This is a genomic window from Bacteroides sp. AR20 (genome assembly GCF_964250605.1).
GTDB lineage: Bacteria > Bacteroidota > Bacteroidia > Bacteroidales > Bacteroidaceae > Bacteroides > Bacteroides uniformis.
In genome coordinates this window covers 273,946-299,520 of sequence record NZ_CAXUGK010000002.1, presented here as the reverse complement: position 1 = coordinate 299,520, position 25,575 = coordinate 273,946, and the positions used below count along the sequence as shown (strand labels likewise).

General features: G+C 50.2%; 20 protein-coding genes. 6 read left to right on the top strand and 14 right to left on the bottom strand.

Features of this window, described 5'->3' with window-relative positions; genetic code table 11:
* Window positions 1-16: 16 nt before the first annotated feature.
* Window positions 17-1,651, bottom strand: coding sequence for a tetratricopeptide repeat protein (locus ACESTD_RS02460; RefSeq protein WP_005834011.1), 1,635 nt, complete (start codon window positions 1,649-1,651; stop codon window positions 17-19).
* A gap of 293 nt (window positions 1,652-1,944) precedes the next feature.
* On the opposite strand from ACESTD_RS02460, the gene ACESTD_RS02455 reads away from it, so the two are divergent.
* A complete protein-coding gene (locus ACESTD_RS02455) occupies window positions 1,945-3,153 on the top strand; it encodes an ATP-binding protein (protein WP_005834009.1) in 1,209 nt (402 codons plus the stop codon).
* Window positions 3,154-3,289: 136 nt separating this feature from the next.
* On the opposite strand, the gene metK is transcribed toward ACESTD_RS02455, so the two are convergent.
* The 8 genes from metK to ACESTD_RS02415 form a co-directional block, all read right to left on the bottom strand.
* A complete protein-coding gene (gene metK, locus ACESTD_RS02450) occupies window positions 3,290-4,582 on the bottom strand; it encodes a methionine adenosyltransferase (protein WP_118274275.1) in 1,293 nt (430 codons plus the stop codon).
* A gap of 309 nt (window positions 4,583-4,891) precedes the next feature.
* Complete coding sequence (gene folK, locus ACESTD_RS02445; RefSeq protein WP_005834006.1) at window positions 4,892-5,368, bottom strand: 2-amino-4-hydroxy-6-hydroxymethyldihydropteridine diphosphokinase; 477 nt, start codon at window positions 5,366-5,368, stop codon at window positions 4,892-4,894.
* Between the two features lie 2 nt (window positions 5,369-5,370).
* Window positions 5,371-6,429 carry a tRNA preQ1(34) S-adenosylmethionine ribosyltransferase-isomerase QueA gene (gene queA, locus ACESTD_RS02440; RefSeq protein ID WP_005825296.1) on the bottom strand — a complete coding sequence of 353 codons (1,059 nt, stop codon included), beginning with the start codon at window positions 6,427-6,429 and terminating at the stop codon, window positions 5,371-5,373.
* A 116-nt stretch (window positions 6,430-6,545) separates the two neighbouring features.
* On the bottom strand, window positions 6,546-7,253 hold the full coding sequence (gene truB, locus ACESTD_RS02435; protein WP_005825294.1) for a tRNA pseudouridine(55) synthase TruB: 708 nt from the start codon (window positions 7,251-7,253) through the stop codon (window positions 6,546-6,548).
* 115 nt (window positions 7,254-7,368) lie between these two features.
* Window positions 7,369-8,160, bottom strand: coding sequence for an undecaprenyl-diphosphate phosphatase (locus ACESTD_RS02430; RefSeq protein ID WP_005834001.1), 792 nt, complete (start codon window positions 8,158-8,160; stop codon window positions 7,369-7,371).
* Between the two features lie 156 nt (window positions 8,161-8,316).
* Window positions 8,317-8,556 (bottom strand): DUF3098 domain-containing protein, encoded by a 240-nt coding sequence (locus ACESTD_RS02425; RefSeq protein ID WP_120137248.1) that lies wholly within the window; start codon window positions 8,554-8,556, stop codon window positions 8,317-8,319.
* An 83-nt stretch (window positions 8,557-8,639) separates the two neighbouring features.
* The gene (locus tag ACESTD_RS02420) at window positions 8,640-9,515 is read right to left on the bottom strand and encodes an ABC transporter permease (RefSeq protein ID WP_005825286.1); all 876 of its coding nucleotides are present in this window, start codon (window positions 9,513-9,515) and stop codon (window positions 8,640-8,642) included.
* A gap of 82 nt (window positions 9,516-9,597) precedes the next feature.
* Window positions 9,598-10,497, bottom strand: a complete 900-nt coding sequence (locus tag ACESTD_RS02415; RefSeq protein WP_005833996.1) for a bifunctional 2-polyprenyl-6-hydroxyphenol methylase/3-demethylubiquinol 3-O-methyltransferase UbiG — start codon at window positions 10,495-10,497, stop codon at window positions 9,598-9,600.
* 372 nt (window positions 10,498-10,869) lie between these two features.
* Here ACESTD_RS02415 and ACESTD_RS02410 point away from each other — a divergent pair, with 372 nt between their 5' ends.
* The gene (locus ACESTD_RS02410) at window positions 10,870-11,373 is read left to right on the top strand and encodes a DUF3836 domain-containing protein (RefSeq protein WP_373158603.1); all 504 of its coding nucleotides are present in this window, start codon (window positions 10,870-10,872) and stop codon (window positions 11,371-11,373) included.
* Between the two features lie 102 nt (window positions 11,374-11,475).
* On the opposite strand, the gene miaB is transcribed toward ACESTD_RS02410, so the two are convergent.
* Window positions 11,476-12,849, bottom strand: a complete 1,374-nt coding sequence (gene miaB, locus ACESTD_RS02405) for a tRNA (N6-isopentenyl adenosine(37)-C2)-methylthiotransferase MiaB (RefSeq protein WP_120137250.1) — start codon at window positions 12,847-12,849, stop codon at window positions 11,476-11,478.
* A gap of 394 nt (window positions 12,850-13,243) precedes the next feature.
* Here miaB and ACESTD_RS02400 point away from each other — a divergent pair, with 394 nt between their 5' ends.
* Complete coding sequence (locus ACESTD_RS02400; RefSeq protein ID WP_005825277.1) at window positions 13,244-13,624, top strand: hypothetical protein; 381 nt, start codon at window positions 13,244-13,246, stop codon at window positions 13,622-13,624.
* 73 nt (window positions 13,625-13,697) lie between these two features.
* A complete protein-coding gene (locus ACESTD_RS02395; protein WP_117880925.1) occupies window positions 13,698-15,194 on the top strand; it encodes an acetyl-CoA hydrolase/transferase family protein in 1,497 nt (498 codons plus the stop codon).
* Window positions 15,195-15,625: 431 nt separating this feature from the next.
* Here the strand turns inward: ACESTD_RS02395 and ACESTD_RS02390 are convergent, their stop codons facing one another.
* Genes ACESTD_RS02390 through ACESTD_RS02380 form a run of 3 tightly spaced genes read right to left on the bottom strand, consistent with a single transcriptional unit; the run spans window position 15,626 to window position 21,385 of the window.
* Entirely contained in the window at window positions 15,626-17,032 is a 1,407-nt protein-coding gene (locus ACESTD_RS02390; protein WP_117958541.1) for a TolC family protein, read from the bottom strand.
* Between the two features lie 29 nt (window positions 17,033-17,061).
* Window positions 17,062-20,241: an efflux RND transporter permease subunit gene (locus ACESTD_RS02385; protein ID WP_061412798.1), complete on the bottom strand. Its 3,180-nt coding sequence runs from the start codon at window positions 20,239-20,241 to the stop codon at window positions 17,062-17,064.
* A gap of 37 nt (window positions 20,242-20,278) precedes the next feature.
* The gene (locus ACESTD_RS02380; protein ID WP_009037532.1) at window positions 20,279-21,385 is read right to left on the bottom strand and encodes an efflux RND transporter periplasmic adaptor subunit; all 1,107 of its coding nucleotides are present in this window, start codon (window positions 21,383-21,385) and stop codon (window positions 20,279-20,281) included.
* Between the two features lie 222 nt (window positions 21,386-21,607).
* Between ACESTD_RS02380 and ACESTD_RS02375 the strand changes: the two genes are divergently transcribed.
* A complete protein-coding gene (locus tag ACESTD_RS02375) occupies window positions 21,608-22,519 on the top strand; it encodes an AraC family transcriptional regulator (RefSeq protein ID WP_005825269.1) in 912 nt (303 codons plus the stop codon).
* A gap of 97 nt (window positions 22,520-22,616) precedes the next feature.
* Here the strand turns inward: ACESTD_RS02375 and ACESTD_RS02370 are convergent, their stop codons facing one another.
* Entirely contained in the window at window positions 22,617-24,119 is a 1,503-nt protein-coding gene (locus tag ACESTD_RS02370; RefSeq protein ID WP_005833985.1) for a D-alanyl-D-alanine carboxypeptidase/D-alanyl-D-alanine-endopeptidase, read from the bottom strand.
* A gap of 177 nt (window positions 24,120-24,296) precedes the next feature.
* On the opposite strand from ACESTD_RS02370, the gene ACESTD_RS02365 reads away from it, so the two are divergent.
* Window positions 24,297-25,568 carry a M1 family aminopeptidase gene (locus ACESTD_RS02365; RefSeq protein ID WP_373158604.1) on the top strand — a complete coding sequence of 424 codons (1,272 nt, stop codon included), beginning with the start codon at window positions 24,297-24,299 and terminating at the stop codon, window positions 25,566-25,568.
* Window positions 25,569-25,575 lie beyond the last annotated feature (7 nt).

Here is a 25,575-nt window from a genome sequence, read left to right as displayed (position 1 = left end):
GATATGCCATTGATTATCAACAATCAAAGATATGAGAGAACTGCTCAGCATCAATTTTGCCCTTAATACGGTTTTTCCTTACTTTTATGGCATCTGCAGAAACATTGGTGATATGCAGAATGACATCTTTGGGGCAACGAAGCAGAGACAACACACAATAAAGCAGGTCGTCATTCGTCAAATTGGGGTAACGTTCTTTCAGGTTACCCATGACATCGGCAAATGATTTCCGGATATTACTTACAATCAATGCTCTGTATGTATCTGCTATCTTGATTTGCATTGAAGGAGTGGCCTTCTTCAGTTCATCCAGTCTTTTACTTCCTGCCGTTGTTTCAAACAAAGACAGACAAATTTGAAAACGTTCTTTTTCCAATTTCTCCAGTTCTGCATTCCTGTCATCGGAAGATGCTTCGGTAACTTCACTCAGGAATATGGCTTCCGCACGGTTCTCCATCAATCGCTGCTGCAAATCTACATATTTCTTTTTCCTACGACCATCACGCCACAGATAAAGAATAATCAATATCGCTACCAGAACAAGAAAAGCGGCAACCAAACCTACAATAATCCATTGATTTCTGGCAGACAACTCGCGTTTATGCAACTCCACCAGATGATTATCCATCAGTTTATCAAGCTCTGCACGGTCATTCATCGCTTGGATAGAATCATAATAGATAAAGAAAGAATCAGCATACAAAGTAGACTCCTTCCATAATTTCATTTTCTTGTATTCCCGGAACAAGCAGTCATAAGACGATGCCTTTACATATATGTTGGAGGATTCAGCACCTATCTTCCAATAATAAATGGCAGAATCGCTTTGGTTTAAGTCACCTAAAATATCCCCTTTGGTAGAACAAGCTAAAGTATAATCTTTTTTGGAAGATTGATATGACAATGCTTTCGATATATAAAATTCAGCTTCGGCATATCTGTCTTGTTCATTATAGAGAGCAGCTATATCGCTACATATAGCAAATAGCAAATCGGAACGCTGAAGAGCAGAAGCCATTTCTAACACTTGCCGATAATACACCAAAGCACTATCCAATTGATATTCCACCAAGAAAGTATCTCCAATATCATTCAAGAGATAACAAGCCCGGGCAGAATCTTTACCCACACAAAAGGCATACCCTTTTTTATACATGTCTCTTGCGATAGAGCGCAGTTTTTGTCCACTATAGCAACTCCCTAAATGGGTGTACAGCATCGCCACGAATATAGAGTCCTTCTCTGGTATCAGTTCCAGCGACTTCAGATAGAGGCTTATCGCCTTCGGAAACTCTTTATTTTCCAGATAGACACATCCCCAATAGAAGTATGCTTGCGCCAGCCGTTCCTGCTTTCTGCCTCCGTCGTAATAGTCTACCGCTATCTGTATCAGCGAATCGTTCTCCAGCAGCACACAACTCTTGTATCGGGCTTGTGTCAGCAGCAACGCATACAAGGCGCGTTCTTCTCCCCGCAACTCGCGGGAATCCGGTATCTGTTCCAACACCAGCAAAGCACTGTCGGGATTGCTCCACATCATGGAATCGGCAGAAAGAAGCGCAGGATATACAGAAGCAATCTCCCTCCTGCAAGAATGACACAGAAAGACAAGGCCTGAACAAAAGCAGAAAATATATAGAAGGTGTCTCATATATCAGTATTATTGTCGTCTCTGCTGCAAAAATACATAATTTAAGACAGAATGCCGTCACTTCATTTCAATTTATAACTTACAAAGCACGGCTCTTTCATTTAAGGGAGTTATCGGGGGAGGTAGAAGGAGTTAAAGGGCGATAACTCCTTCTACCTCCCCTGATAACTCCCCGACTATGAACACCTCCTTCTGACTCCTGCAAATAGAATATTCGTTTGCTGGTAAACTACGAAATCATTTGTTAGTAACAAACGATTTCGTATATTTGCAGGAATCAATCCCCTAACAAGATGATCAGACAAGAAGAAATATCGGCTATATTGGATGCGCAAGCCGAGATATTCCGCAAAAAAGAAAACGGACTGACGCGCGAGGCACTGGCCGGCGTACCGGCAGTACCTTCGTTTGCCACCATCATCACCGGCATCCGCCGTTGTGGCAAGAGCACCCTCTTGCGGCAACTCATGTCCCGGAAGTACGACCAGGCGCTCTACCTGAACTTTGAGGACATCCGCCTTGCCAACTTCGATGCCGATGACTTCACCCGCCTATTGCGGGAGATAGAACGCCGCGGCATCCGCGTACTGTTCTTCGACGAGATACAGATTATCCCCAAATGGGAAATCTTTATCCATCAGATGCTCAATGCAGAATATACCATATTCATCAGCGGCTCCAACGCCTCGTTGCTGAGCAGGGAACTGGGCACCCACCTCACCGGCCGACACATCCCGATGGAGCTTTTTCCCTTCTCTTATTCAGAGTTCTTGTCGTTCAGAAACCTGCCTGCCGGTGAAGATTCGCTTTCGGCCTATCTGCACGATGGGGGCATCCCGGAATATGTGAAGTATCATGCCGAGATTATCCTGAACACACTGATTGACGACATCCTGATACGGGACATCGCCATACGCAATTCGATAAAGGATGTGAACTCACTACGCGCACTTGCCGTCTACCTGCTATCCAATGTAGGCAACCTTGTATCGGCGGGGAAACTGACCGGGATGTTCGATATAAAGGCAACGTCTACCTTCTTGGATTACTTCTCGTTCTATCAAAGTTCCTATCTGCTGGAGTTCGTGCCCATCTTCAATTATTCGCTGAAGGTGCAAGCTCGGAATCCGAAAAAAGTATATGCCATGGACTTAGGGTTGGTGAACGAAGCTGCGGCCAACTTCTCGGACGCTACCGGGCATAAGCTGGAGAACCTTATCTTCCTGCATCTGCGCAGGCAACCGGGCAGCATCTGCTACTATAAAGACAAGGGGGAATGCGACTTCATAGTCAGCGAGAAAGGCAAAGTGTGCCGCGCCGTCCAAGTCTGCCACCAGATAACCGAACTGAACTTCACCCGCGAATACAACGGACTGCTGGAAGCCATGAAGGCACTCAACCTTACGGAGGGTGTCATCGTGACCACCAATCAGGCCGATCGTTTCGAAGAAGACGGGAAGACAATCCGAATGATACCTGCCAGCGAGTTCCTGCTCGGATAGCCAAATTAAGGAAATCAAAGGCTGCCACTTCCGTCCCGATACTTCGGAGCAGAAGGGCAGCCTTCTATATAAATAGCCGTAAAGCTACGCTGATTACTTTTTCAATGGATAATTGATAATTGACAATTAGGGGAGGCTATAGGCTGAAGGCGGCTTTTACCTTCTCCACATAGTCCAGCTTTTCCCAGGTGAAGAGCTCTACCTCTATGTCCTTGTCGCCTTCGTAGCGGCTACGGAAGTGCTTGACGACGGTCTGCGGCTCGCGGCCCATGTGTCCGTAGGCGGCAGTCTCCTGATAGATGGGGTTGCGCAGTTTCAGGCGGTCTTCTATCGCCTTGGGGCGGAGGTCGAACAGCTCGTCAATTTTACGGGCAATCTCACCGTCGCTCATATTGACGTGGCTGCGGCCATAAGTATCTACGAAGATATTGATGGGGCGTGCCACACCGATAGCGTAACTTACCTGTACCAGCATTTCGTCGGCAACGCCGGCAGCTACCAGATTCTTGGCAATGTGGCGGGCTGCATAAGCTGCGCTGCGGTCTACCTTAGAGGGGTCCTTTCCGGAGAAAGCGCCGCCGCCGTGGGCACCCTTGCCGCCGTAGGTATCTACGATAATCTTGCGTCCCGTCAGCCCGGTGTCACCGTGGGGACCACCGATTACGAACTTGCCCGTGGGGTTGACGTGATATGTGATACGGTCGTTGAACAGTGCCAGCACCTTTTCATGATGGATGGAAGCAATGACACGCGGCATCAGAATCTCGATTACATCCCGGCGGATTTGGGCGAGCATTTCCTCGTCGGCCTTCAGCTGGGCGGCATCGCTGTCGTCGGCAGGCTGTACGAAGTCGTCGTGCTGGGTGGAAACTACGATGGTATCGATGCGTACGGGTGTGCCGTTGTCATCATATTCGATGGTCACCTGGCTCTTGGCGTCGGGACGGAGGTAGGTCATCACCTTGCCTTCGCGACGGACATCTGCCAGCACTTGCAGGATGCGGTGTGCAAGGTCCAGTGAAAGCGGCATGTAATTCTCCGTTTCGTTGGTGGCGTAGCCGAACATCATTCCCTGGTCTCCGGCACCTTGTTCCATGGGGTCCTGTCGCTCCACGCCGCGGTTGATGTCGGGGCTCTGCTCGTGGATGGCGCTCAGCACGCCGCACGAATTGCTCTCGAACATATACTCGCCTTTGGTATAGCCGATTTTCTTGATTACTTCGCGTGCGATGAGAGGCATGTCAACGTACGCTTTGGTTTTCACTTCTCCAGCCAGCACTACCTGACCGGTAGTAACCAGAGTTTCGCAAGCTACTTTCGAACTGGGGTCATAGGCCAACAGTTTGTCAAGCACAGCGTCCGATATTTGGTCGGCCACTTTGTCGGGGTGTCCTTCAGACACCGATTCGGATGTGAATAAATATCCCATTTCAGTTGAGAATTGATAGTTGATAATTGATAATTGATAATTCAACGAATGGCGGAGGGAAGCGTGTGGAGTAGATGCATCCGGCACACAAACGTGCCGTCAGAAAAGGATGTGTTTTAGCATTTTTTTCTGTGGTTGCAAGCTACTCAAATCTCTCCACATATCGTTTTTCGGGGGCAAAGATAGTGCAAACCGAACGCAGAACAAAATGAACAAGTTCATTTTGTTCTGCTGAGGTGCAGCCTATCTTCGCTTTCCGGAGGCAAAGATAAAAAAGAAATCTTGTATCTGCGCTACAGATAGCAGAGATTAACACTGATTTTGCAACAATTCCCCGATTGTCTTTCCCAATACCGGATGCACCACGCCTGAAGCAATCTCTGCCAACGGCTCCATCACGAAACGGCGTTCCTGCATCAGCGGATGAGGAAGTTTCAGTTCGGGCGTATCCAGCAAAACGGGAGTACCGTCATCGGCAAAACAGAGCAGTAGGTCGATGTCTATCACACGGTCGCTATACACTGCATTGACAGACTTATGCGTACGCCCCATCTCCCGCTCGATTTCCTGCGTCGTTTGCAACACCTCCAAAGGTGCCAAAGCAGTGCCTACGCAGAGTGTGGCATTCAGAAAAATATTATCGGAAGAAAAGCCCCACGGGGCAGTAGCATAAAAAGCAGATAGGGAAATCACTTCCCCTATCTGCTTTCTTATCTTTTGGACGGCCATGCGGAGGTTCTGCTCCTTATCGCCGAGATTGGTACCAAGACTGAAATAAACAACCATAATTACCGGTCTGTAATCAGCATCGCATCTCCATACGTACCAAAGCGGTACTCTTCCTTCAATGCCACATTGTATGCCTCCATCACCTGCTCGTAACCGCCGAAAGCGGCAACAATCATCAGCAGGGTACTGAGCGGCATGTGGAAGTTGGATATCATGGCATTGGCCACGGTAAAGTCGTACGGTGGGAAGATGAACTTGTTGGTCCAACCCTCGTATTCCTTCAAATGTCCGTCGGTGCTGACAGTGCTCTCGATGGCACGCATCACGGTGGTACCTACGGCACAGACTTGGCGGTTCAGGTCTTTGGCATGGTTCACAATCCGTACGGCTTCCTCGTTCACAATCATCTGCTCGGAGTCTGTCTTGTGCTTGGTGAGGTCTTCCACATCAATGTCGCGGAAGTTACCCAAGCCAGCATGCAGGGTGATGTAGGCAAAGTCAATACCCTTGATTTCCATACGCTTCATCAGCTCGCGGCTGAAGTGCAGGCTGGCGGTAGGCGCCGTAACAGCTCCTTCGTTGCGTGCAAAAATAGACTGGAAACGTTCGGCATCGTCCGGCTCTACGGGACGGTTGATGATACTGTGGGGCAGCGGCGTTTCGCCCAGCGCATAGAGCGCCTTCTTGAACTCATCGTGCGGACCGTCGTAAAGGAAACGAAGCGTACGCCCACGCGAAGTGGTGTTGTCGATAACCTCAGCCACCATGGAGTCGTCGTCACCGAAGTAGAGCTTATTGCCGATACGTATTTTACGGGCAGGATCCACCAGTACATCCCACAACCGGAGCTCTTCGTTCAACTCACGCAACAAGAACACTTCAATACGCGCACCGGTCTTTTCCTTGTTACCGTACAAGCGGGCAGGGAAAACCTTGGTGTCGTTGAAGATAAACACATCTTTGTCATCAAAATAGTCCAGAACATCCTTGAACATCTTGTGCTCAATCTCACCCGTCTTACGGTGCAACACCAACAGACGTGACTCGTCTCTGTACTTCGTGGGGTGCAAAGCTATCTTCTCTTCGGGAAGCTTGAATTTGAATTGCGACAGTTTCATAATTAGTTATGAGTTATAAGTTATTTATTATTTATATCAGTCTGTTTTAGTCATAAGAGGGTATGAGTTATCCGGCAGTATACTACACTTCATAGCAAATAACTCATAACTTATAACTAAATATCTATCTCCTGCGCCTCTATCCACTCTTTAAAATCGAGGGGATTGAGGCAGTCTGCCAGCCGGACGTCGCCTACGCGGGTACGCTCCAGGGCGGTGAGGTGAGCGCCGCTCTGCAGGGCTTCGCCGATGTCACGTGCCAGGGCGCGGATATAGGTTCCTTTGCTGCATACTACGCGTACCTTTATCCACGGTTCGGCAATATCCAGCCCGTCGTCCAGCAGCTCTATCTCGTCGATGACGAGCAACTTGGGTTTCAGCTCTACCTCCTCTCCCTTGCGGGCAAGGTCGTAGGCACGTTTCCCGTTCACCATACATGCCGAGAAGGCGGGAGGCACTTGCTGTATCTCGCCGATGAACTTCTTCAGCGTCTCCTCCACCAGTCCGCGGGTGATGTGCTCCGTGGGATAGGTGGCATCTATCTCATGTTCCAGGTCGTAAGAGGGAGTGGTGGCACCCAACCGGATGGTGGCAACGTACTCCTTCGTGTGATACTGGAATTCCTCAATCCGTTTCGTGGCCTTGCCCGTACAGACTATCATCACCCCCGTAGCAAGCGGGTCGAGGGTACCGGCATGGCCTACTTTCAACTTCTTCTCCTTTATCCGCCGGCAGATGTGGTAACGCGCATGTCCCACAACCTTGAACGATGTCCATCCCAGCGGTTTATTGAAATAGAGGACTTCTCCTTCTTTAAAATTCATTGGCCTCTCCCCTAACCCCTCCCCGGTAGGGAGGGGGATAAAATGGTACAACTTAATATTTTTCTCTTATTGATTTCCGGAGTAATCAGTCTTTCCCCCACACAAGGAGGGGACTTTAGCTTAATATGAGCGTTATGACACCGGCTATCGCGCAATAGATGGCAAAATAAATCAGCTTGCCCTTCTTCACAATATTTATCATCCACTTGCAGGCCAGGCAGCCCGAAACAAAAGCAGCCAGGAAACCTACCACCAGCGAAAGCGCCGGAATATCCCCCGCAACCGCCTCACCTTTCATCATCTTCATCCCATCCAGCAGTGCCTCACCCAAGATGGGAGGCATCACCATCAGGAAAGAGAACTGTGCCAGCTTCGCCTTGTTGTCGCCCAGCAACAGACCGGTTGCAATGGTACTGCCCGAACGGGAAAGCCCCGGAAGCACCGCGCATGCTTGTGCCAGACCGATGATAAAGGCATCCTTCATGCTGATGTTCTCCTTCTGCTTCGGCTTATAATAATAGGAGAAAGACAGCAGCAGAGCTGTCAGCAGCAGGCAGCAGCCCACAACGACCAGTCCCGAACCGAAAATGGCCTCTACTTCGTCCTTGAAAAATACCCCCACAATGCCGATAGGTATCATGGATACCAGTATATTGATGACGTAACGTGTCTCCTCGTTCATCTGCCACTTGAACAGTCCCTTGAAAATCCAGTCAATCTCTTTCCAGAGTATCACCAGCGTACTGAACACCGTAGCCACATGTACCACTATCGTAAAAGCAAGATTCTCCTCTCCCTCAATACCGAACAATGCCGAACCGATGGCGAGGTGTCCGCTACTGCTCACCGGCAGATATTCGGTCAGTCCTTGAATAAGCCCAAGGATAAGCGCTTCAAACCATTCCAATTTGTTTAAGTTTTTAAGTTCTTGAGTTGCCGGAGGGGCTGTCCGGAAGCTCTGTTACTACTTTCTTTCTGATTATTTTTCAGACGCAGATAACGCAGATGACGCGGATTTCTAATATTCCAATCTGCGTCATCTGTGTAATCCGCGTCTGAAAGTTTACTCCTCTGCACGACAGCTTTTAGGCTTGCGCAGCACGGCATATATCATGAACACAAACCCCAGCAGGCAAACTACCGGAGCCACCTTGATGCGTCTCACACTAAAAATGTCCGGTTCAAAGGTCGTCGAGGTAGACACGGGGCCGGTCATCAGAAGAAAACCAATGATAACCACCGCCATTCCGATGCCAAGCAGGATAAAATTGGTCTTATCAAAAGCGAATTTCTCTTTACTCATCTATACATTTACTATTTTACTATTTACAATTTACTATTTGGGGGCTGCGATAACAGTGCTTTCTCTCTATGCACTTCAAGGCGTTAAATATAATACAGTGTGCTTGCCTTCATCCTCAGATATTTGTTGATGGAAAGCAAAGCGCACAGCCACGTAATAAGTACACCGAACACCAGCACGGCACCCGACACCAGCACCATCACCTCGGGCGTAATCACCTTGACCAACTCCGGTTCGTAGGACACCAGCCAATAGGCGGCTCCCCACAGAATGCTGTCGGCTATGAAAGCGGCCAGCACACCTATCCAGAAATTGCGCCGCAGAAACGGACGACGGATGAATGCCCAGCTTGCTCCCACCAGCTTCATGGTGTGGATAAGGAAACGCTTGGAATATATAGCCAGACGGATGGTGTTGTTTATCAGCGCAAAGGAGATAAACGTCAGTATCACAGCCAGCCCCAGCAGCATCAAGCTGATATTCCTTATATTATCGTTCACGGCATCTATCAAGTCTTTCTGGTAGAGCACTTCCTGGATATTGGTATTCTTTTTAATCAGTTTCTCTATTTTGGCGATGCTGTCCGAATTGGCATAGTCGGAATGCAGCTTGATTTCGATGGAGGCAGTGAAAGGATTGTAGCCGAGGAACTCTTGCGGGTCCGTACCCATCGCCTCAGTCTGCTCGCGGAGTGCCTGCTTCTTGGAAATGTATTCCGTCTGCTTCACAAAAGCCTCCTTGTCCAGCCTCTTCTGAAGCTTCAGGATGTCGCTCTCCTTCATGTCGTCACTGACAAGCACGGAGAAACTGATGTTCTCCTTGACGTACACGGAAAGATTATGAGCCGCGAGCACAAAGAATACAACCAGCCCCAACAGCAGTAACACCAGCGTCGTACTGATGCTGGACGTAATGAACTGCATGTCAAAATAGGATACCGAGTTATTCTTTGCTTTCATTATACCAATTATAAGTTACGAGTTACAAGCTACAAGTTATGTAAATCAGTCGCTATTAATCATTAATCCCTAATCCCTTTTCTCACCCTTTCTTCCTGAACACGTAAATCATGGAACTGCTGCGTTCCTTCTTCACCAACGCGCTGAACCAGGCCAGTGTACCGGTCACCATTCCCCGCAGGAAAGTACACGAGTGCCTCATGTGCTTTTCTGTCAGCATGGAGACGTAGAAGGCATCGAACGGCATGGGATGCCGCTCTGCCATGATGAAACCATGCTTGGAACCGAATTGCTGGATGGTGCCCGGTGTGAAGTGCCACAAATGGCGGGGCACATCGTAGGCAGCCCAGTAAGCCCCGTATTTCTTTGCGTCGAAGGAGGAACAGTTGGGCACAGCTACAATCAGCACCCCTTTTTCAGTCAGCAGGGAGTGCAGGGTTTCCCACGTTTCGTTAAGGGGTTCCAGATGTTCCATGACATGCCATAAGGTGATGACGTCGAAACTGCCCGGTGCAAAATCTTTCAATGCCGTATGGGGTTTCACATCCAGATTGAAGTGTTCTTTGGCAAAGGCACGCGCCTGCGCACTCTTTTCCACAGCTTCCACCTGCCAGCCGCGACGCTGCATGGCATCGGCAAAGTAACCGGTCCCCGTACCCAAATCCAGCAGACGGCCCTCCTTGCGGTGTGCTTCACGGACCACAAGACGTGCCTTGCGTCCCAGCATATAGTTGCGCACCCAGTGGTACACGGAGTTCATCGCCCCCTTGCGGGTATCGGTATGTGAAATGTAATCAGGAGTTTCGTAGTAACGACCGATTTCAGCCTCCACGGGAAAGTCTTGCGTGAAAAGGAAACCGCAATCCCGGCAGCGGCACAAGTGGAACATTTCGCCCGAGGCATAATGGTCTACACATGTCAGGGCACGCTCCAAATGCGTTCCACCACATAACGGACAAGCTTTTATAGTGAGTTTATTCATCGAACGTTCTGCCAATAAGGAAGTGCAGCCCAAATGAAACAGACCACACTATACCTAAATTTGGTGCAAAATAACAAATAAAAAGTGATTTATAGGGCTTCCATTAAGGAGATTTAAGAAAACAAACGCTTACTCCGGCCAGCCGGCGGAACGAATGACCGACTGTTCGATATTAAGCGGACAACTGTCCGATAATGAACAGTTTTCGAAAGCATTTATTCATTGATTATCAACAACTTAAATATTTGGCATGGGAATTGACTATAATTAGGCGAAGGCGTTTGAGAAAAAGATTAGTTGGAATGCAACCTTTTAATCGGGAACAACGTCTAAAAGAAACAGAGTAAGTAACAACAATTAAAAATAAAGATTATGAAAACTACAAATTTATTCAAGGCAGTCGCATTCGTAGCAATGACTATCGTAAGCGTTATGAATACAGAAGTGAAAGCTCAGGAAAACAACTTCATCACCAATGAAGAAGTGAAAAACGAATTAGTAGTTGCCAAGACCATCTTTAAGCAAGACGGCGCACAACTTTACCGGCACATCCGTTATGAATACTCTTATGACGACCAGAAACGCCTAACCTGCAAGGAAGCCTCCAAGTGGGACGGTGCAAAAGATGAATGGATACCTTACTTCAAGATGACATACCAATATGGCAATGATGAAATCACCATGTCCTACGCACGTTGGAACGAGTCTCACAAGGCTTATGACAAAGACATAAAGAAAAGTGTGTATGAATTGAACGATGAAAACATGCCGGTAGCTTACAAACTCTACAATCAGGACGCGCCAAAGTCCGAATTGACCCTGGTAAGCTACAACAAGACCGACTACGTAGCGAATATTCTGGCCATGGCAGAATAAAATTTAAAGTTTATAATATGAAAAGCACGAGCCTCACGGCTCGTGCTTTTATTCTATATACCGGTGTCATCATACTGATGTCATCGAGACTTTTCTATCCCGTCAGCCGGCTACCTCTTCTCCTTTCAGCGTAGCCGAACTGGATTCGGTAACCTTCACCATCACAAAATCGCCCACACGGTGCGTGCCACGGTCAAACACCACCACACGGTTCTGCTCCGTACGGCCGAACAGCTGGTCGCGGCTGCGTTTGGAAACACCTTCCACCAGCACCTCGTACGTCTTGCCCACGCAACGGGCATTCGCCTCGGCAGAGAGACGGTTTTGCAAGGCGATGATTTCATTCAGACGGCGAATCTTCACCTCCTCGGGCACATCGTCCGGCAGGTGCTTGGAAGCATGCGTACCGGGGCGTTCGCTGTACTTGAACATGAAGGCGGAATCGTATCCGCACTCCTCCATCAGCGAGAGGGAAAGCCGGTGGTCCTCCTCCGTCTCACTATGGAAACCGGAGAATATATCCGTAGACAAGCCACAATCGGGGATGATGCGGCGGATGGCTGCCACGCGGTCCATATACCACTCGCGGTCGTACTTGCGGTTCATCAGCTTCAGGATGCGGCTGCTCCCACTCTGTACCGGCAGGTGGATGTGCTTACATACGTTGGGCATGTCGGCAATGACCTGGAGAGTTTCGTCGCTCATGTCTTTAGGGTGCGAGGTAGTGAAACGGATACGTACGCCCGGCGCTGCCTCTGCCACGGTGCGCAGCAGCATTGGGAAAGTAATCGTCTCTCCGTCCGGCTTCTCGAAGCGGTAGGAATTGACGTTCTGTCCCAGCAGGGTGACTTCCTTATAACCCTTTGCCACGAGGTCGGCCACTTCATTGAGGATGCTTTCCACATCACGGCTACGCTCACGGCCACGGGTGTAGGGAACGATGCAGTAAGTACAGAAATTATTGCACCCACGCATGATGGAGACGAAGCCGGAGATGTGGTTTCCGCAAATGCGCGAGGGGATGACATCCCGATAGGTCTCTGTGGTGGAGAGCTCCACGTTCATTGCTTTCTCACCGGCCTCTACCGAGGCAATCAGTTCGGGCAGAGTAAGGTAGGCATCCGGCCCCACCACCAGGTCCACATGATGGTTGGTGATTAAGTCGTCCTTCACACGCTCTGCCATACAGCCCAGCACACCCACTATCAAGCCGCGTTTCTTCTTCTTGAGCGAGTGGAAGAACTCCAGACGGTTCAGAATCTTCTGCTCCGCATTGTCGCGGATGGAGCAGGTGTTCATAAACACTGCATCGGCTTCCTCCAGGGTGTCGGCCACCGAATATCCTGCCATCTGCATGACGGATGCAATCACTTCACTGTCGGCCACATTCATCTGGCAGCCGTAAGTCTCGATAAACAACTTCTTGTTGTCATCAGCAGTTGCAGATTTAAAGTCTGCTCCCGTTACTTTTTCCATAATCAGTTCGTTTAAAATCAGTTTATATCATAAGTTGGTATCTGTCATCCGGAGCGCAAAGATACTTCTTCCCTCCCAATAAACGGATGAAATGAAAGAAAAATGCCATTACAAGTTGTCAATCTGCGCCTTATCAGCTAATTTATGTTAAGAGAGCAAACATTTTCCGAGTGTTAATTTGGCATAGAGCAAATTAATTCACAAATTTGTGGAATGAAAGAAACATTAGATTTTTTCATAGTTAAGGTTTAGGTTAAAAAAATTAAGGGGAGCTGTGAAGCTGCCCTTTTTTATTACCAATTCCTTGGCTGTAATCAGATTAAATAATTAACTTTGCCCAAAAGCAAAGATAAGAGATAATTGCACTATCTTTGGGTGGAAAATCAAAAAGAATATGGAAGATGTCTTCAAGTTTCTGTTAGTTGCGGCTGTCATAGTAATCGGACTCGTCAAGCAGTTTAAGAAAGAAGCAAATAAAAATGCTGACAAGAGTCCCGACATACCTATGCCCGACGTTGACAACCCACTGCCCGAATACTGGGGCGGAGATACTTACGGAGGCTTTATTCCCGAAGGCCCCAAGCCGGCAGAAAAGCCCAAGCCGGTATCCAAACCGTCTGCCAAATCCAAGCACACTTCCATAAAGGCTTCCCCTCCCTCCCCGGCATCCCGTCCGCAGGAATCCGATGAAGTAACGTCCGAATACGGCATCCACTCGGCAGAAGAAGCGAGGAAAGCCATCATCTGGTCAGAAATACTTCAACGGAAATATTAAAGACAGTCGATAATTGCAGAACCAATTACGAGCCCCTTCAGAATCTTTACACGAAAAAATAACTATTTATATTATGGCACTCAATTACATTTCGGCAGCAGAAGCTGCGAGCCTGATTAAACATGGCTACAACATCGGCTTGAGCGGATTTACCCCCGCAGGAACAGCCAAAGCCGTTACGGCTGAATTAGCAAAAATCGCGGAAGCAGAACATGCAAAAGGAAACCCGTTCCAGATAGGTATCTTCACCGGTGCTTCTACCGGAGATTCCTGCGACGGTATCCTTTCACGCGCCAAAGCTATCCGCTACCGTGCTCCTTACACCACCAACGCCGATTTCCGTAAAGCCGTGAACAACGGTGAAATAGCCTACAACGACATCCACCTTTCACAGATGGCTCAGGAAGTCCGTTACGGTTTCATGGGAAAAGTGAATGTTGCCATCATCGAGGCATGCGAGGTTACTCCCGACGGTAAAATCTACCTGACGGCAGCCGGCGGTATCGCTCCGACTGTCTGCCGCCTGGCCGACCAGATTATCGTGGAACTGAATGCCGCCCACAGCAAGAACGCCATGGGCCTGCACGACGTCTACGAACCCCTCGACCCTCCTTACCGCCGCGAAATCCCCATCTACAAACCGAGTGACCGTATCGGCCTGCCCTACATCCAGGTAGACCCGAAAAAGATTGTCGGCGTAGTGGAGACCAACTGGCCGGACGAGGCACGTTCGTTTGCCGCCGCCGACCCGCTGACCGACAAAATCGGACAGAACGTGGCCGACTTCCTTGCCGCCGACATGAAACGCGGAATCATTCCGCCTACCTTCCTGCCGCTGCAATCCGGTGTGGGTAACATTGCCAATGCCGTATTGGGTGCTTTGGGACGTGACAAGACCATCCCCGCTTTTGAAATGTACACAGAAGTCATCCAGAACTCCGTTATCGGACTTATCCGCGAAGGCCGCGTGAAATTCGGCAGCGCCTGCTCACTGACCGTAACGAACGACTGTCTGGAAGGTATCTACCAGGATATGGACTTCTTCCGCAACAAACTGGTGCTCCGTCCGTCGGAAATCTCCAACAGCCCGGAAGTGGTGCGCCGGCTCGGTATCATCTCCATCAACACCGCCATCGAAGCCGACATCTACGGCAACGTAAACTCCACGCACATCGGCGGAACCAAGATGATGAACGGCATCGGCGGAAGCGGTGACTTCACCCGCAATGCCTATATCTCCATCTTCACTTGTCCGTCCGTTGCCAAGGAAGGTAAAATCTCGGCTATCGTGCCGATGGTTTCGCACATGGACCACACGGAGCATGACGTCAACATCATCATCACCGAACAAGGTGTGGCCGACCTCCGCGGCAAGAGTCCGAAAGAACGTGCACAAGCCATCATCGAAAACTGTGTTCATCCGGACTACAAGAACATTCTGTGGGATTACCTGAAACTGACCGACGGCAAGTCACAGACTCCCCATGCCCTGCGCGCCGCACTGGCTATGCACGCTGAGCTGGCCAAAAGTGGAGACATGAAGAATGTAGACTGGGCACAGTATAAATAAACTGCTCCCTAAAAAGGCGGAGAAAAACCGCCCGAAAGATATACCGCGTTGCATGTATATTTCCGGTTTGCTGGATCTATATATGCAACGCGTTGCATATATAGATGGAACACGCTGCATCTATAGTTCCAACAACAAGCTATTTCAGTACCTACTACATCCCTGTATCAATTCCTGGCAAAACCTCCTTCTTACCGGTAAACTCACTATCTTTTGCTTCAGTTTCCTTTTCAGTTTCTTCAATCGATCTCTCACCGAGCCAACGCTTATCGTTCGCATTGAGTGAAAAACTGCAATAATTTGTCTAGAGAAATACTTGCCTCCATTTGATCCCTCCTATTCATTGAAAACGGGCTGCCTGGAATCACTTCCCGGACAGCCCTTCCTTCACATTTAAAATGAAGATGCAGAGAGAGTAGTATGATGACACTCTATTCCTGACCTCCCCCTAACGCCTTGTAGAGGTTAATCAGGCTTTGTATTTCAGAAAATCGATTTGCCGTCTGTGCCAGTTGTGCGTTGAGCAATGTCTGCCGGGCGGTAAGCACCTCCAGATAGGTGGTGTTGCCATGCTCCATCAGCAGGGAAGTGCTGCGGGCAGCTGTCTGCAAGGAAGCTACCTGCTTGTCCAGCAGTTCGCTTTTGGATAGGCTTGTCTGCCAGGCAGTCAAGGCATCGTTCACCTCGCTGCCTGCATTCAGCAATGTCTGCTGGAAGGCAAGGGAAGCCTCCTCCTGCTGGGCACGGGCTATGCGGTACTGTGCAATGACCTGCCCGCGGGCAAAGAGCGGCTGCGTCAGCGAACCCACTGCCGAAGCCAGGAACTTGCCGGGATTCACAATCATTGAACCGGCAGAATTGGTCCAGCCCGCACTCCCGCCCAGCGTGATGGAGGGATAGAAGGCAGAGCGCGCCGCATTGGTGCCGTAGAACGCCGCTTCCAGTGTCCGCTCAGCCGAGCGGACATCAGGACGGCAGGAAAGCATCTGAACAGGAATCCCTATAGAAAAGCCCACAGGGAACTGCTGCTCTGCCAGCACACCGCGCTCGTAATGACGGGGCGTCTCTGCCAGCAACAGCGCAAGGCTGTTCTCCACCTGGTTTATCTGTTCTTCCAAATCAAGCACGGAAGTCTGCACCTGATAGTACGTGGCCTCCATCTGCGACACGGCGGACTCGTTCGCCATGCCCGCATTCATCAGGGCACGGGTGGAAGCAACGGTTTCCCGCCATGTCTCTTCGGTCTGCCTGGAGATGGCAAGCTGCTGGTCCAGCATCAGCAGGGTATAGTAAGTATTGGCTATCCCGGCAATGAGCTGGGTACGCACGGCCTGGAGATAGTCCTGACTCTGCGCATAGAGCGCCTTCGACTGTTTCTTGGCATTGCGCATGCGGCCGAAAACATCCAGCTCCCAACTGGCAGTAACGGGCAGCGAATAGGTCTGTGTGGCCTTGCGGCTGTCAAAGCTGCTCACCGTGCCCTGCGGCGCAAGGGCAAAGGAGGGCAGGAAGGCAAGCTTTGCGGACAGCAGGGTGGCTTCAGCCTCTTCCACGCGGAGCTGTGCCGACTGGTAGTCGGTATTGTTCTGCAACCCTTGTCCGATGAGTGCCTGCAGATGCGGGTCGGTGAAAAGCTCGTGCCAGTCCATGCCGCCCAGGCCAAGGTCCAGGCTGTCTTCGGTGGCAGCCGGAGAACCGGCGAGGCTCTCCGTAAAAGCTGCCATTTCTTCCCCATAGAGGCCGTCGGGGACCTCGGTAGCGGGTTTGTATTTGGTGTACACGCCGCAACTGCTGAACAGCAAACCGGCGGCGGACAATAGGATGATATGTTTCTTCATTGTTCCAATCTGTTTTTATTTTATTTTCCTCAATCTTTCGCCCGTTCTGCCTCACTCTTCTGCTTTTCAAGCAATACCTGCATATCGGCTTCTTCCTCCATTGGCGGACGAACCTTCTCCTGCAAGTACTCAAAGATGATATAGAATACGGGAACCACAAATAGCAGCGCCAATGTGCCCACAAGCATGCCGCCTACTACGCCCGTACCCAGCGAAGAGTTACCGTTGGCGCCCGCACCACTCGAGAACATCAGCGGAAGCATACCGAATATCATCGTCAGCACCGTCATCAGGATAGGACGCAAACGGACCTGGGCGGCCGAATAAGCTGATTCCACAATGCCCATTCCCTTGCGGCGCCGCTCGATGGCATACTCCGTAATCAGGATGGCCGTCTTGGCGAGCAAGCCAATCAGCATAATCACACCCGTCTGCAAATAGATGTTGTTCTCCAATCCCAGAACCTTGGCAAAGAGGAATGAACCCATCAGCCCGAACGGTACGGAGAAGATGACCGCAAACGGTATCAGGAAACTCTCATAAAGACATGCCAGGATGAGATAGATAAGGAAGATACAGATGGCATAAATAAAGACAGTCTGCGCACCACCAGTATTGGCTTCCTCACGTGCCATACCTCCGTACTCGTAACCGTAGCCCAGCGGCAATGTCTGTTCTGCCACTTCCGCAATCACTTTCTGCACTTCGCCGGAGGAATATCCTTCGGCGGGGTTCACATTGGCGGTGATGGCACTGTACAGATTGAAACGGTTTGCCGTCTCCGGACCGAGCACCTTGTTCAACGTCACGAACTGGCTGACCGGAGCCATCTCCGTACCGTTGCGCACAAACATATTACCCAGTGCCTGTTCGTCCAGACGATATTCGGGCGATGCCTGCATCATGACGCGGTACACCTTGCCAAACTGATTGTAGTTGGAAATATAGGCACCGCCGCAATAGCTGCCCAATGCGTCGAGCACCGCACCCGGCGAGATGCCCGCACGCTTACACTTGGCCGCATCTACATCTACCGATACCTGCGGGAAGTTCATAGCATAAGAGGTATACGCCATAGCCACCTCAGGACGCTGGTTCAACGCACCCAGAAACTGTATCACTGCCTCGTAGAACGTAGCCATGTCACCACCCGTTCTGTCCTGTAGGTTCAGCTCCAGGGAGTTACCCATACCATAGCCCGGAATCATACCCGGCTGGAAGCTGAATATCTGCGCCTCTTTCACGCCGTAGAACTGGGCATTGAGACGGGCCACCACAGCGTCGGACGTGTGTTCGCTCCCCTTCCGCTCGCCCCAGTCCTTCAGACGGATGATGATGGTACCGTAGGAAGTGCCCTGACCGGACATCAGTCCGTATCCTGCCACCTTGGAATAGTGTTCTATCTCGGGAGTGTTTTTCAGGATGTCCTCCAGCTTGCTCATCACCTTCGTAGTTTCTTCCAGCGTGCTTCCCGGAGACGTGCTGACGTTCACCATGATGACACCCTGGTCCTCCTGCGGCACAAGCCCCGTCTTGGTGGTACTCATCAGGTAAACCAGCAATACGACGGTAGCCGCCAATGAAGTCCACACCATCCAGCGGTGGTGGATGAAGAACATCACACCTTTCTTATATTTGCCCAGCACGGCGTTGAACGAGGCATTGTATGCCGCACGCACCCGTCCGTTGATGCTCTTCGCACTCTTCGTACCGTCCGACGGACGCATCATGATGGCACACAAGGCGGGACAAAGCGTCAATGCCGAAATCATGGAGATGCCCACCGCCGTTGCCATCGTGACACCGAACTGCGTATAGAACACGCCCGAAGTACCGCCCATAAACGTCACGGGGATAAATACCGCCATGAACACGCAGGTACAAGAGATGATGGCCATCGTCACATCGCCCATCGCATCCTTCGTGGCAAGGTAAGGGGACTTGTATCCGGCATCGAACTTGGACTGCACCGCCTCCACCACCACGATGGCATCGTCCACCACCGTACCGATGGCAAGCACCAACGCAAACAGCGTCAGGATATTGAGACTGAACCCCGCAGCCACCAGGCAGGCAAACGTGCCGACCAGCGACACGATAATGGAAATGGAGGGTATAAGCGTACTCTTGAAGTCCTGCAGGAAGAAATACACCACCAGAATTACCAGTATAATGGCAATGACCAGTGTCTCCACCACATTGTGTATGGAAGCGAAGAGGAAGTCGTTGGAACTCATCATCGTCACAAATTCCGTCCCTTCGGGCAGGCTCTTCCTCATCTCGTCTATCTGTGCGGTAATCTGCTTGTTGACGGCGGTTGCGTTGGAGCCTGCCGTCTGGAACATCATGAAAAGTACCGCCGGCTTGCTGTCCATCTCACTGCGGAAACCATAGGTCAGCGTACCCAGCTCCACATCCGCCACGTCCTTCAGACGGAGCACGGAACCGTCACTCTGCGAGCGTACCACCGTGTTCTGGAATTCCTCCACACTCTTCAGACGTCCGCGATACTTCATCGTAAACTGGAACACGTTCTTTGAATTCTCGCCCAGCGAACCGGTAGGCGCTTCGATGTTCTGCTCGCCCAATACGGCGGTCACATCCGAAGGAACCAGTCCATACTGCGCCATCCGTTCCGGTTTCAGCCAGATACGCATGCTGTATGTATCGCCCAGCTCCATTACATCACCCACACCTTCGATACGCTTAATCTGCGGAATCACGTTGATATCGAGGTAATTGGCTAGGAAAGTCTGGTCGTAGCGTCCGTCGGTGCTTACCAAAGCACCGATTTGCAGGAAGCTGGTCTGGCGCTTCTGGGTAGTCACACCGATTTTCGTCACTTCGGCAGGCAGCAGTCCCTGCGCCTTGGATACGCGGTTCTGTACGTTCACCGCAGCCATGTCGGGGTCCGTGCCCTGCTTGAAGTAGACCTGTATGGTGGCAGAACCGGCATTGGTGGCGGTAGAGCTGATGTACATCATGTTCTCCACACCGTTGATGCTCTCCTCCAACGGCATGATGACACTGTTCAATACGGCTTCGGCATCTGCACCGGTGTAGTTGGCGCTGACGTACACCGTGGGAGGTGCAATATCAGGATACTGTTCCACCGGCAGCGTAAAGAGCGAGATAAGCCCTATCACCAGAATCAGTACGGATATGGAGATAGCCATCACCGGCCGCTTTATAAATATATTTCCTTTCATCTTAATGGGTCATTGATAGTTGATAAATAGCAGTTCATTATTTCACCTGTGTCCCTTCGCGCAGCAGTCCGGCACCGGTGGAAACAATCTCGTCGCCGACTTCCAGTCCGTCCAGCACTACGTATTCGCGTCCGTCATTTATTCCGGCCACGGTAATCAAGGCAGAAACGGCCTTGCCATCCACTACCTTATATACCACTGTCTTGTCCTGCAACTGCACGGTGGCCTCTTGCGGAATCACAATACAGTTCTTATAAGTGGTAGGCACCACCACCGTGCCCGACGCCCCACTGTGGAGCAGGCGCGATTCATTGGGAAATACCACACGTGCCACTACCGTACCCGTCTGACGGTCAATGACGCCACTGATGGACTCGATGGTTCCTTTCTTGTCATAGACGGAATTGTCGTTCAGTCTCAGTTCCGCTTGAGGCATGTTCTTCAATGCCTCGTCCATGCTTCCGTATTGGCGGGTCAGGGCAAGCAACTGGTTCTCGGTCATGGAAAAGTAAACGTACATGTCGCTGTTGTCACTGACCGTTGTCAGCGGTTGCGGCAAGCTGGGGCTGACCAATGCCCCTGCACGGTAGGGCAATGCCCCCACCACCCCGTCGCTGGGACTCTTCACTTCCGTATAGGAGAGGTTGTTGCGTGCGCTTATCTCCTGGGCCTCGGCCTGCGAGAGTTGCGCCTTGGCGGTAAGGTAGCTGTTTTCGGCAGTCTTCAGGCTGAATTCCGAAACCACTTTCTGCGCATACAATTCCTTGTTGCTGTTATAAGTCAGTTCGGCAGTAGCCAGTGCGGCACGTGCCGCTTCCACATTGGCAACGGCCGTTTTGAGTGCAGCCTTGTAGGGAACCTGGTCGATGATGAAAAGCAGTTGTCCCCGGCGCACCTTCTGCCCCTCGGTCACACACAACTTCTCGATGGTACCCGACACTTGCGGATAAATATCTATGTCCTGCCGTCCGCGTATCGTTGCTGAGTACGAAGTGGAAAGCTCTTTGTCCGTCGCCTCCACTTTCATGGTAGCATAAGAAGGTTTCATTCCGGAAGCATCCGATGCCTGCTTGCAAGATGCCAAACACATTGTACAACCGACAATCCCTATCAGCCGTATCCATTTCCTGTTCAATGTAATCATACTTTTTCTCATTGTCTTTTTGTTAAAACTGGTGGCAAAAGTAGGAGAAAGGAACAACGCCATAATGACCAATTACACTCCAAAGATGTTCCTTTTTCGACATTCATCTTTTTTAAGGCTAATGAATTGTCTATAAATGACATATAGAACAAGAAAGCCGCATAATGGAACATCCCATATTTCCCATTATTCACCAACTTTGCAAAACGAAAAAGGAAGAATATGGAGAAAGGGAACATAAAAATCGTAGAAATCGCGGACTTTAAAAACAGCGAACATGTCCTTGACTATGTAGACAATGACTTTGTCATAATCAACAGTCTGGAGGGAAGCCCCTACAATGAAGATACAATAAGATTGGGATGCTTCCTTATCGCTATCTGTCTAGAAGGCTGCATCCAGTTGGACGTCAACTACAAAACCTACCAACTGGAAGCAGGCGACTTACTGCTCGGCCTTCCCAATACCATTATCAGCCACGCGATGGTAAGCCCAAAGCACAAGATAAGGCTTGCCGCATTCTCCACACAGTTCCTACAACGCGTGGTCAAGATGGAGAAGGATACATGGAATACCGTTATGCATATCCACAACAATCCCATAAAGTCTGTCGGGGAGGAAGGGGACAAGGAAATCTTCAAATTCTACCGGGAACTGCTTATGGCAAAGATAAACGACGAGCCTCATCACTATCACAGGGAAGTGATGCAATACTTGTTTTCTGCCATTTTCTGTGAGATGTTGGGACACCTCAACAAAGAAGTGAACCCTTCAGAAATGACAGTCGATACAAAAGAAAGCATCAAACAGTCCGACTATATCCTGCGTAAGTTTATAGAGATGTTGTCCAAAGACAACGGCATACACCGTTCTGTAGGATATTATGCCGATGCACTATGCTATAGTCCCAAACACTTTTCGAAGGTCATCAAGCAGGCATGCGGACGTACACCGCTGGACTTGATTAACGAAAGTGCCATCGAGCACATCAAGTACCGGCTGAAGCATTCGGACAAGTCCATCAAGGAGATTGCAGAAGAATTTAATTTCCCCAACCAGTCTTTCTTCGGGAAGTATGTGAAGTCTTATCTGGGTATGTCTCCGGCACGCTACCGCAATACGAAAGAGGAATGATTTCCCCTACTCTTGGGGCTCACTCCGTAAAGGTCTGCATTAGGAAGCTAAACCTTAACTTTACGACGCTAAAGGTCAACTTTACGATGGCTAAACCTCAACGTATCATCTCATCACACACCGCATCCTGGAAAGCGCGTGCTTCCCTGCCCGACAGTGCATTCTGGTTCATGATGGCAAAGGCTATCTCGTGTCCGTTGCGGGCTTTAAGGTAGCCGGCCAGGCAGTTGATGGCGGTAAAGGAACCCGTCTTGGCATGTACATTTCTGTGGGAAAGGGTGCCTTTCTTCATGCGGAACTCCAGTGTACCGTCCACGCCGCCAATGGGCAAAGCCTTATAAAGTTTCTGGAAAACATCCGTACGCGAGTAGGCATATCGCAGGAAAGAAACCAAGAGTTCCGGTGAAATGTAGTTGTAATTGGAAAGACCGCAACCATCTGCCAGATTATACCTATCGGGGTTATATCCCATCTCTTTTATCAGCATGCGGATGGCAGAAAGCCCGTCCTCGGCAGAGACACGCTTCTTTCCGCTGCTCTGCACACCCAACCGGCAGAGCATGGCTTCGGCATTGAGATTATCGCTCTCCTTCATTATCTGTTTCACCACATCCTGCACGGAAGTTTCATAGGAAGCCATCCGTACGGAGAGGCTGTCTTGCCGGAACTCACCGAAGAGGTAAGAAGAAGCAGTGGAAGAGGGCTTACCCGTTTCAAAAGCTTCGGATTCCGCTACTTCATTCTCCGGACTTTCCGCTTCTGCCGCCGGAATGCACCGGATGCCTCGTGCCTGCAACCGTTCCATAAAGGTATGCATGAAGAAGTCCTGCGAAGAAAATATATTGACCGTACCTGCACGGCGGGCATCGACGTTGCCCGTCACGGTGATGTTGTTCCCGTTCACCAGCCAGTCGCGCGACACACGGAAACGTCCGGCAGAAGGGGTACGGCTTTGGGTCTTGTTCGTCAGTGTATAATAGGAAGAGGCGGGAGTGCATTCAAGGCGTGCGCTGTCGCCCCGTTCGCCGGGTGTGGCGGTAACCTTCACCACTCCTTTATTCAGCATCAGCGGTGAGAGGTAGGGCTGGAAGGAATAGGGAGTATCATCCCACAACCAGCCGCTGCCCCAGTACAAGGAGTCTTTCATGGAGACATCTCCATACACCTTGCCTTTGATGACAGAGAAGGGGAAACGGGCCACGGTAGCCACCAGGGAATCCAATGCCTCTTCATCAAACTCCGGGTCGTAACCGCCTATCACATACATATCCCCCTGCAAGGTATCGCGCTCAATGGTTCCCTGATACCACACTTCCGTACGGAACGGCTCGTCGGCTTCGGGACGGGAAAGGGCGGTAATGGTGGTCAGCAGCTTCATGGTGGAAGCGGGACGGGAAAGCTTGTCCGCCTGATAGCCGTACAAGGGCTTTCCGGCAGTCAGGTCATAGACCGAAATGGCCACATTAGAGCCTGCGGGAAGTTTGTGTTCTATCAACGCATCAATCCGCGCAGAGAGCGGCTTCACCGGAGTTACCGTCTCTTGGGGCCATAATGGGAGCAGGCAGACGGATAAAATTAACAGCAACAATATCCTTTTCATAAATATATTTATCTTTAAAGGCAAAAGTACGACAATCTTACAAATGAACAACAACGAGGTAGTCTTTTCATAAATTATATCCAGCCATCCATCTTAATATTCCTTTAAAAATACTACTTTTGCATAGATTGCATAGGCAAAATCTCCCAGTTACTATCACTCTAAAATTGATGTACCATGAAACTACAACTTACAATTGCCAGCTTTACAATATGCCTCCTTTTCTCCCCCATGCTTCGGGCACAAGAATCTCCGCGCATTGTCAGTTATGACTTAACCGTACAGATTGATGTACCGAACCGACAAGTCGAAGTTGGCGGTTCGTTTGAAGTTGATTTCCAGGACAGTGACTCAATCTCGTTGGTACTATGGCGCCATGCCCGTATCGACACACTACGCCACAGCAGCCGGGAGATAACCTACCGTTTCGATACGCTTGCCCCGGCACCTGCCCAATTCATTCCCGACGGACGGACCTTGACCCTCTACCGGCCGGCAGGAGCCGATGACCGCTGCCGCATAAATACCCGTTACACACTCTACATGCAGGAAGTGCAGGGCCCTGCAAAATCATTCAATGACCATTGGATTGAACTTGGTTACTATACGGGATGGTATCCTGTCTGCAACGGTAACCGGGCAGATTATTCGCACTTACGAATCGGCATCACTGACGGTTATACGGTGAGCGGCTCAGGTATTATTTCCCATACAGAAGAAGGGATGTGGGAAATGGAACAACCTTGGGAGAATTTCGACAATGTTATCCTGGCTTCACCCATGCTGAAAAGCCGCCGCATCAATGATAACGGAACTACCATTGAACTTATCTATACAGACTTCCCGGATGCCGGTGCAGACTCGGCACTTCAATGTTGCCACAATGCCTTGAAATTCTTCCGACGCCTTTATAAAATTGCGGGAGATGAGGATATTTACATGAAATTCCTGCTTTCAGCTTCCGGCACCTCAGGAGGGTACAGCCGTAAAAATTTCATTATGCTCAGTTCCCGAACATTCAATGAATATGTACTCAAGAACACCGCCCACGAAATCGGCCACTTCTGGTGGAACAAGGCTCCGGTGGAATCTTGGCACGACTGGCTGAACGAATCTTTTGCCGAATTCAGTGCTTTGCAATACATACGCCACGCCCGCGGCGAAAAAGCCTATGCCGCTTACATCGACGTCTACCGTAAGGAAACACGCCATATCCGTCCTATCTGGGGTATTGACCGCAACGACCGCGAAGCGCATCTTGCCCTCTATAGGAAAGGGTCAGTACTACTCGCCGACCTGCTTGTCCGAGTGGGTGAAGAACCTTTCTTCAACTTTCTGGCAGGTGTCATCCAAGCCCATATAACAGACACATCGGCTTTCCTGGATTTTGCGGAAAGCCGATTGGGACGTAAAAACCGGGACTGGATTGAAAAGCGGTTAAAAGAATAAACACCTG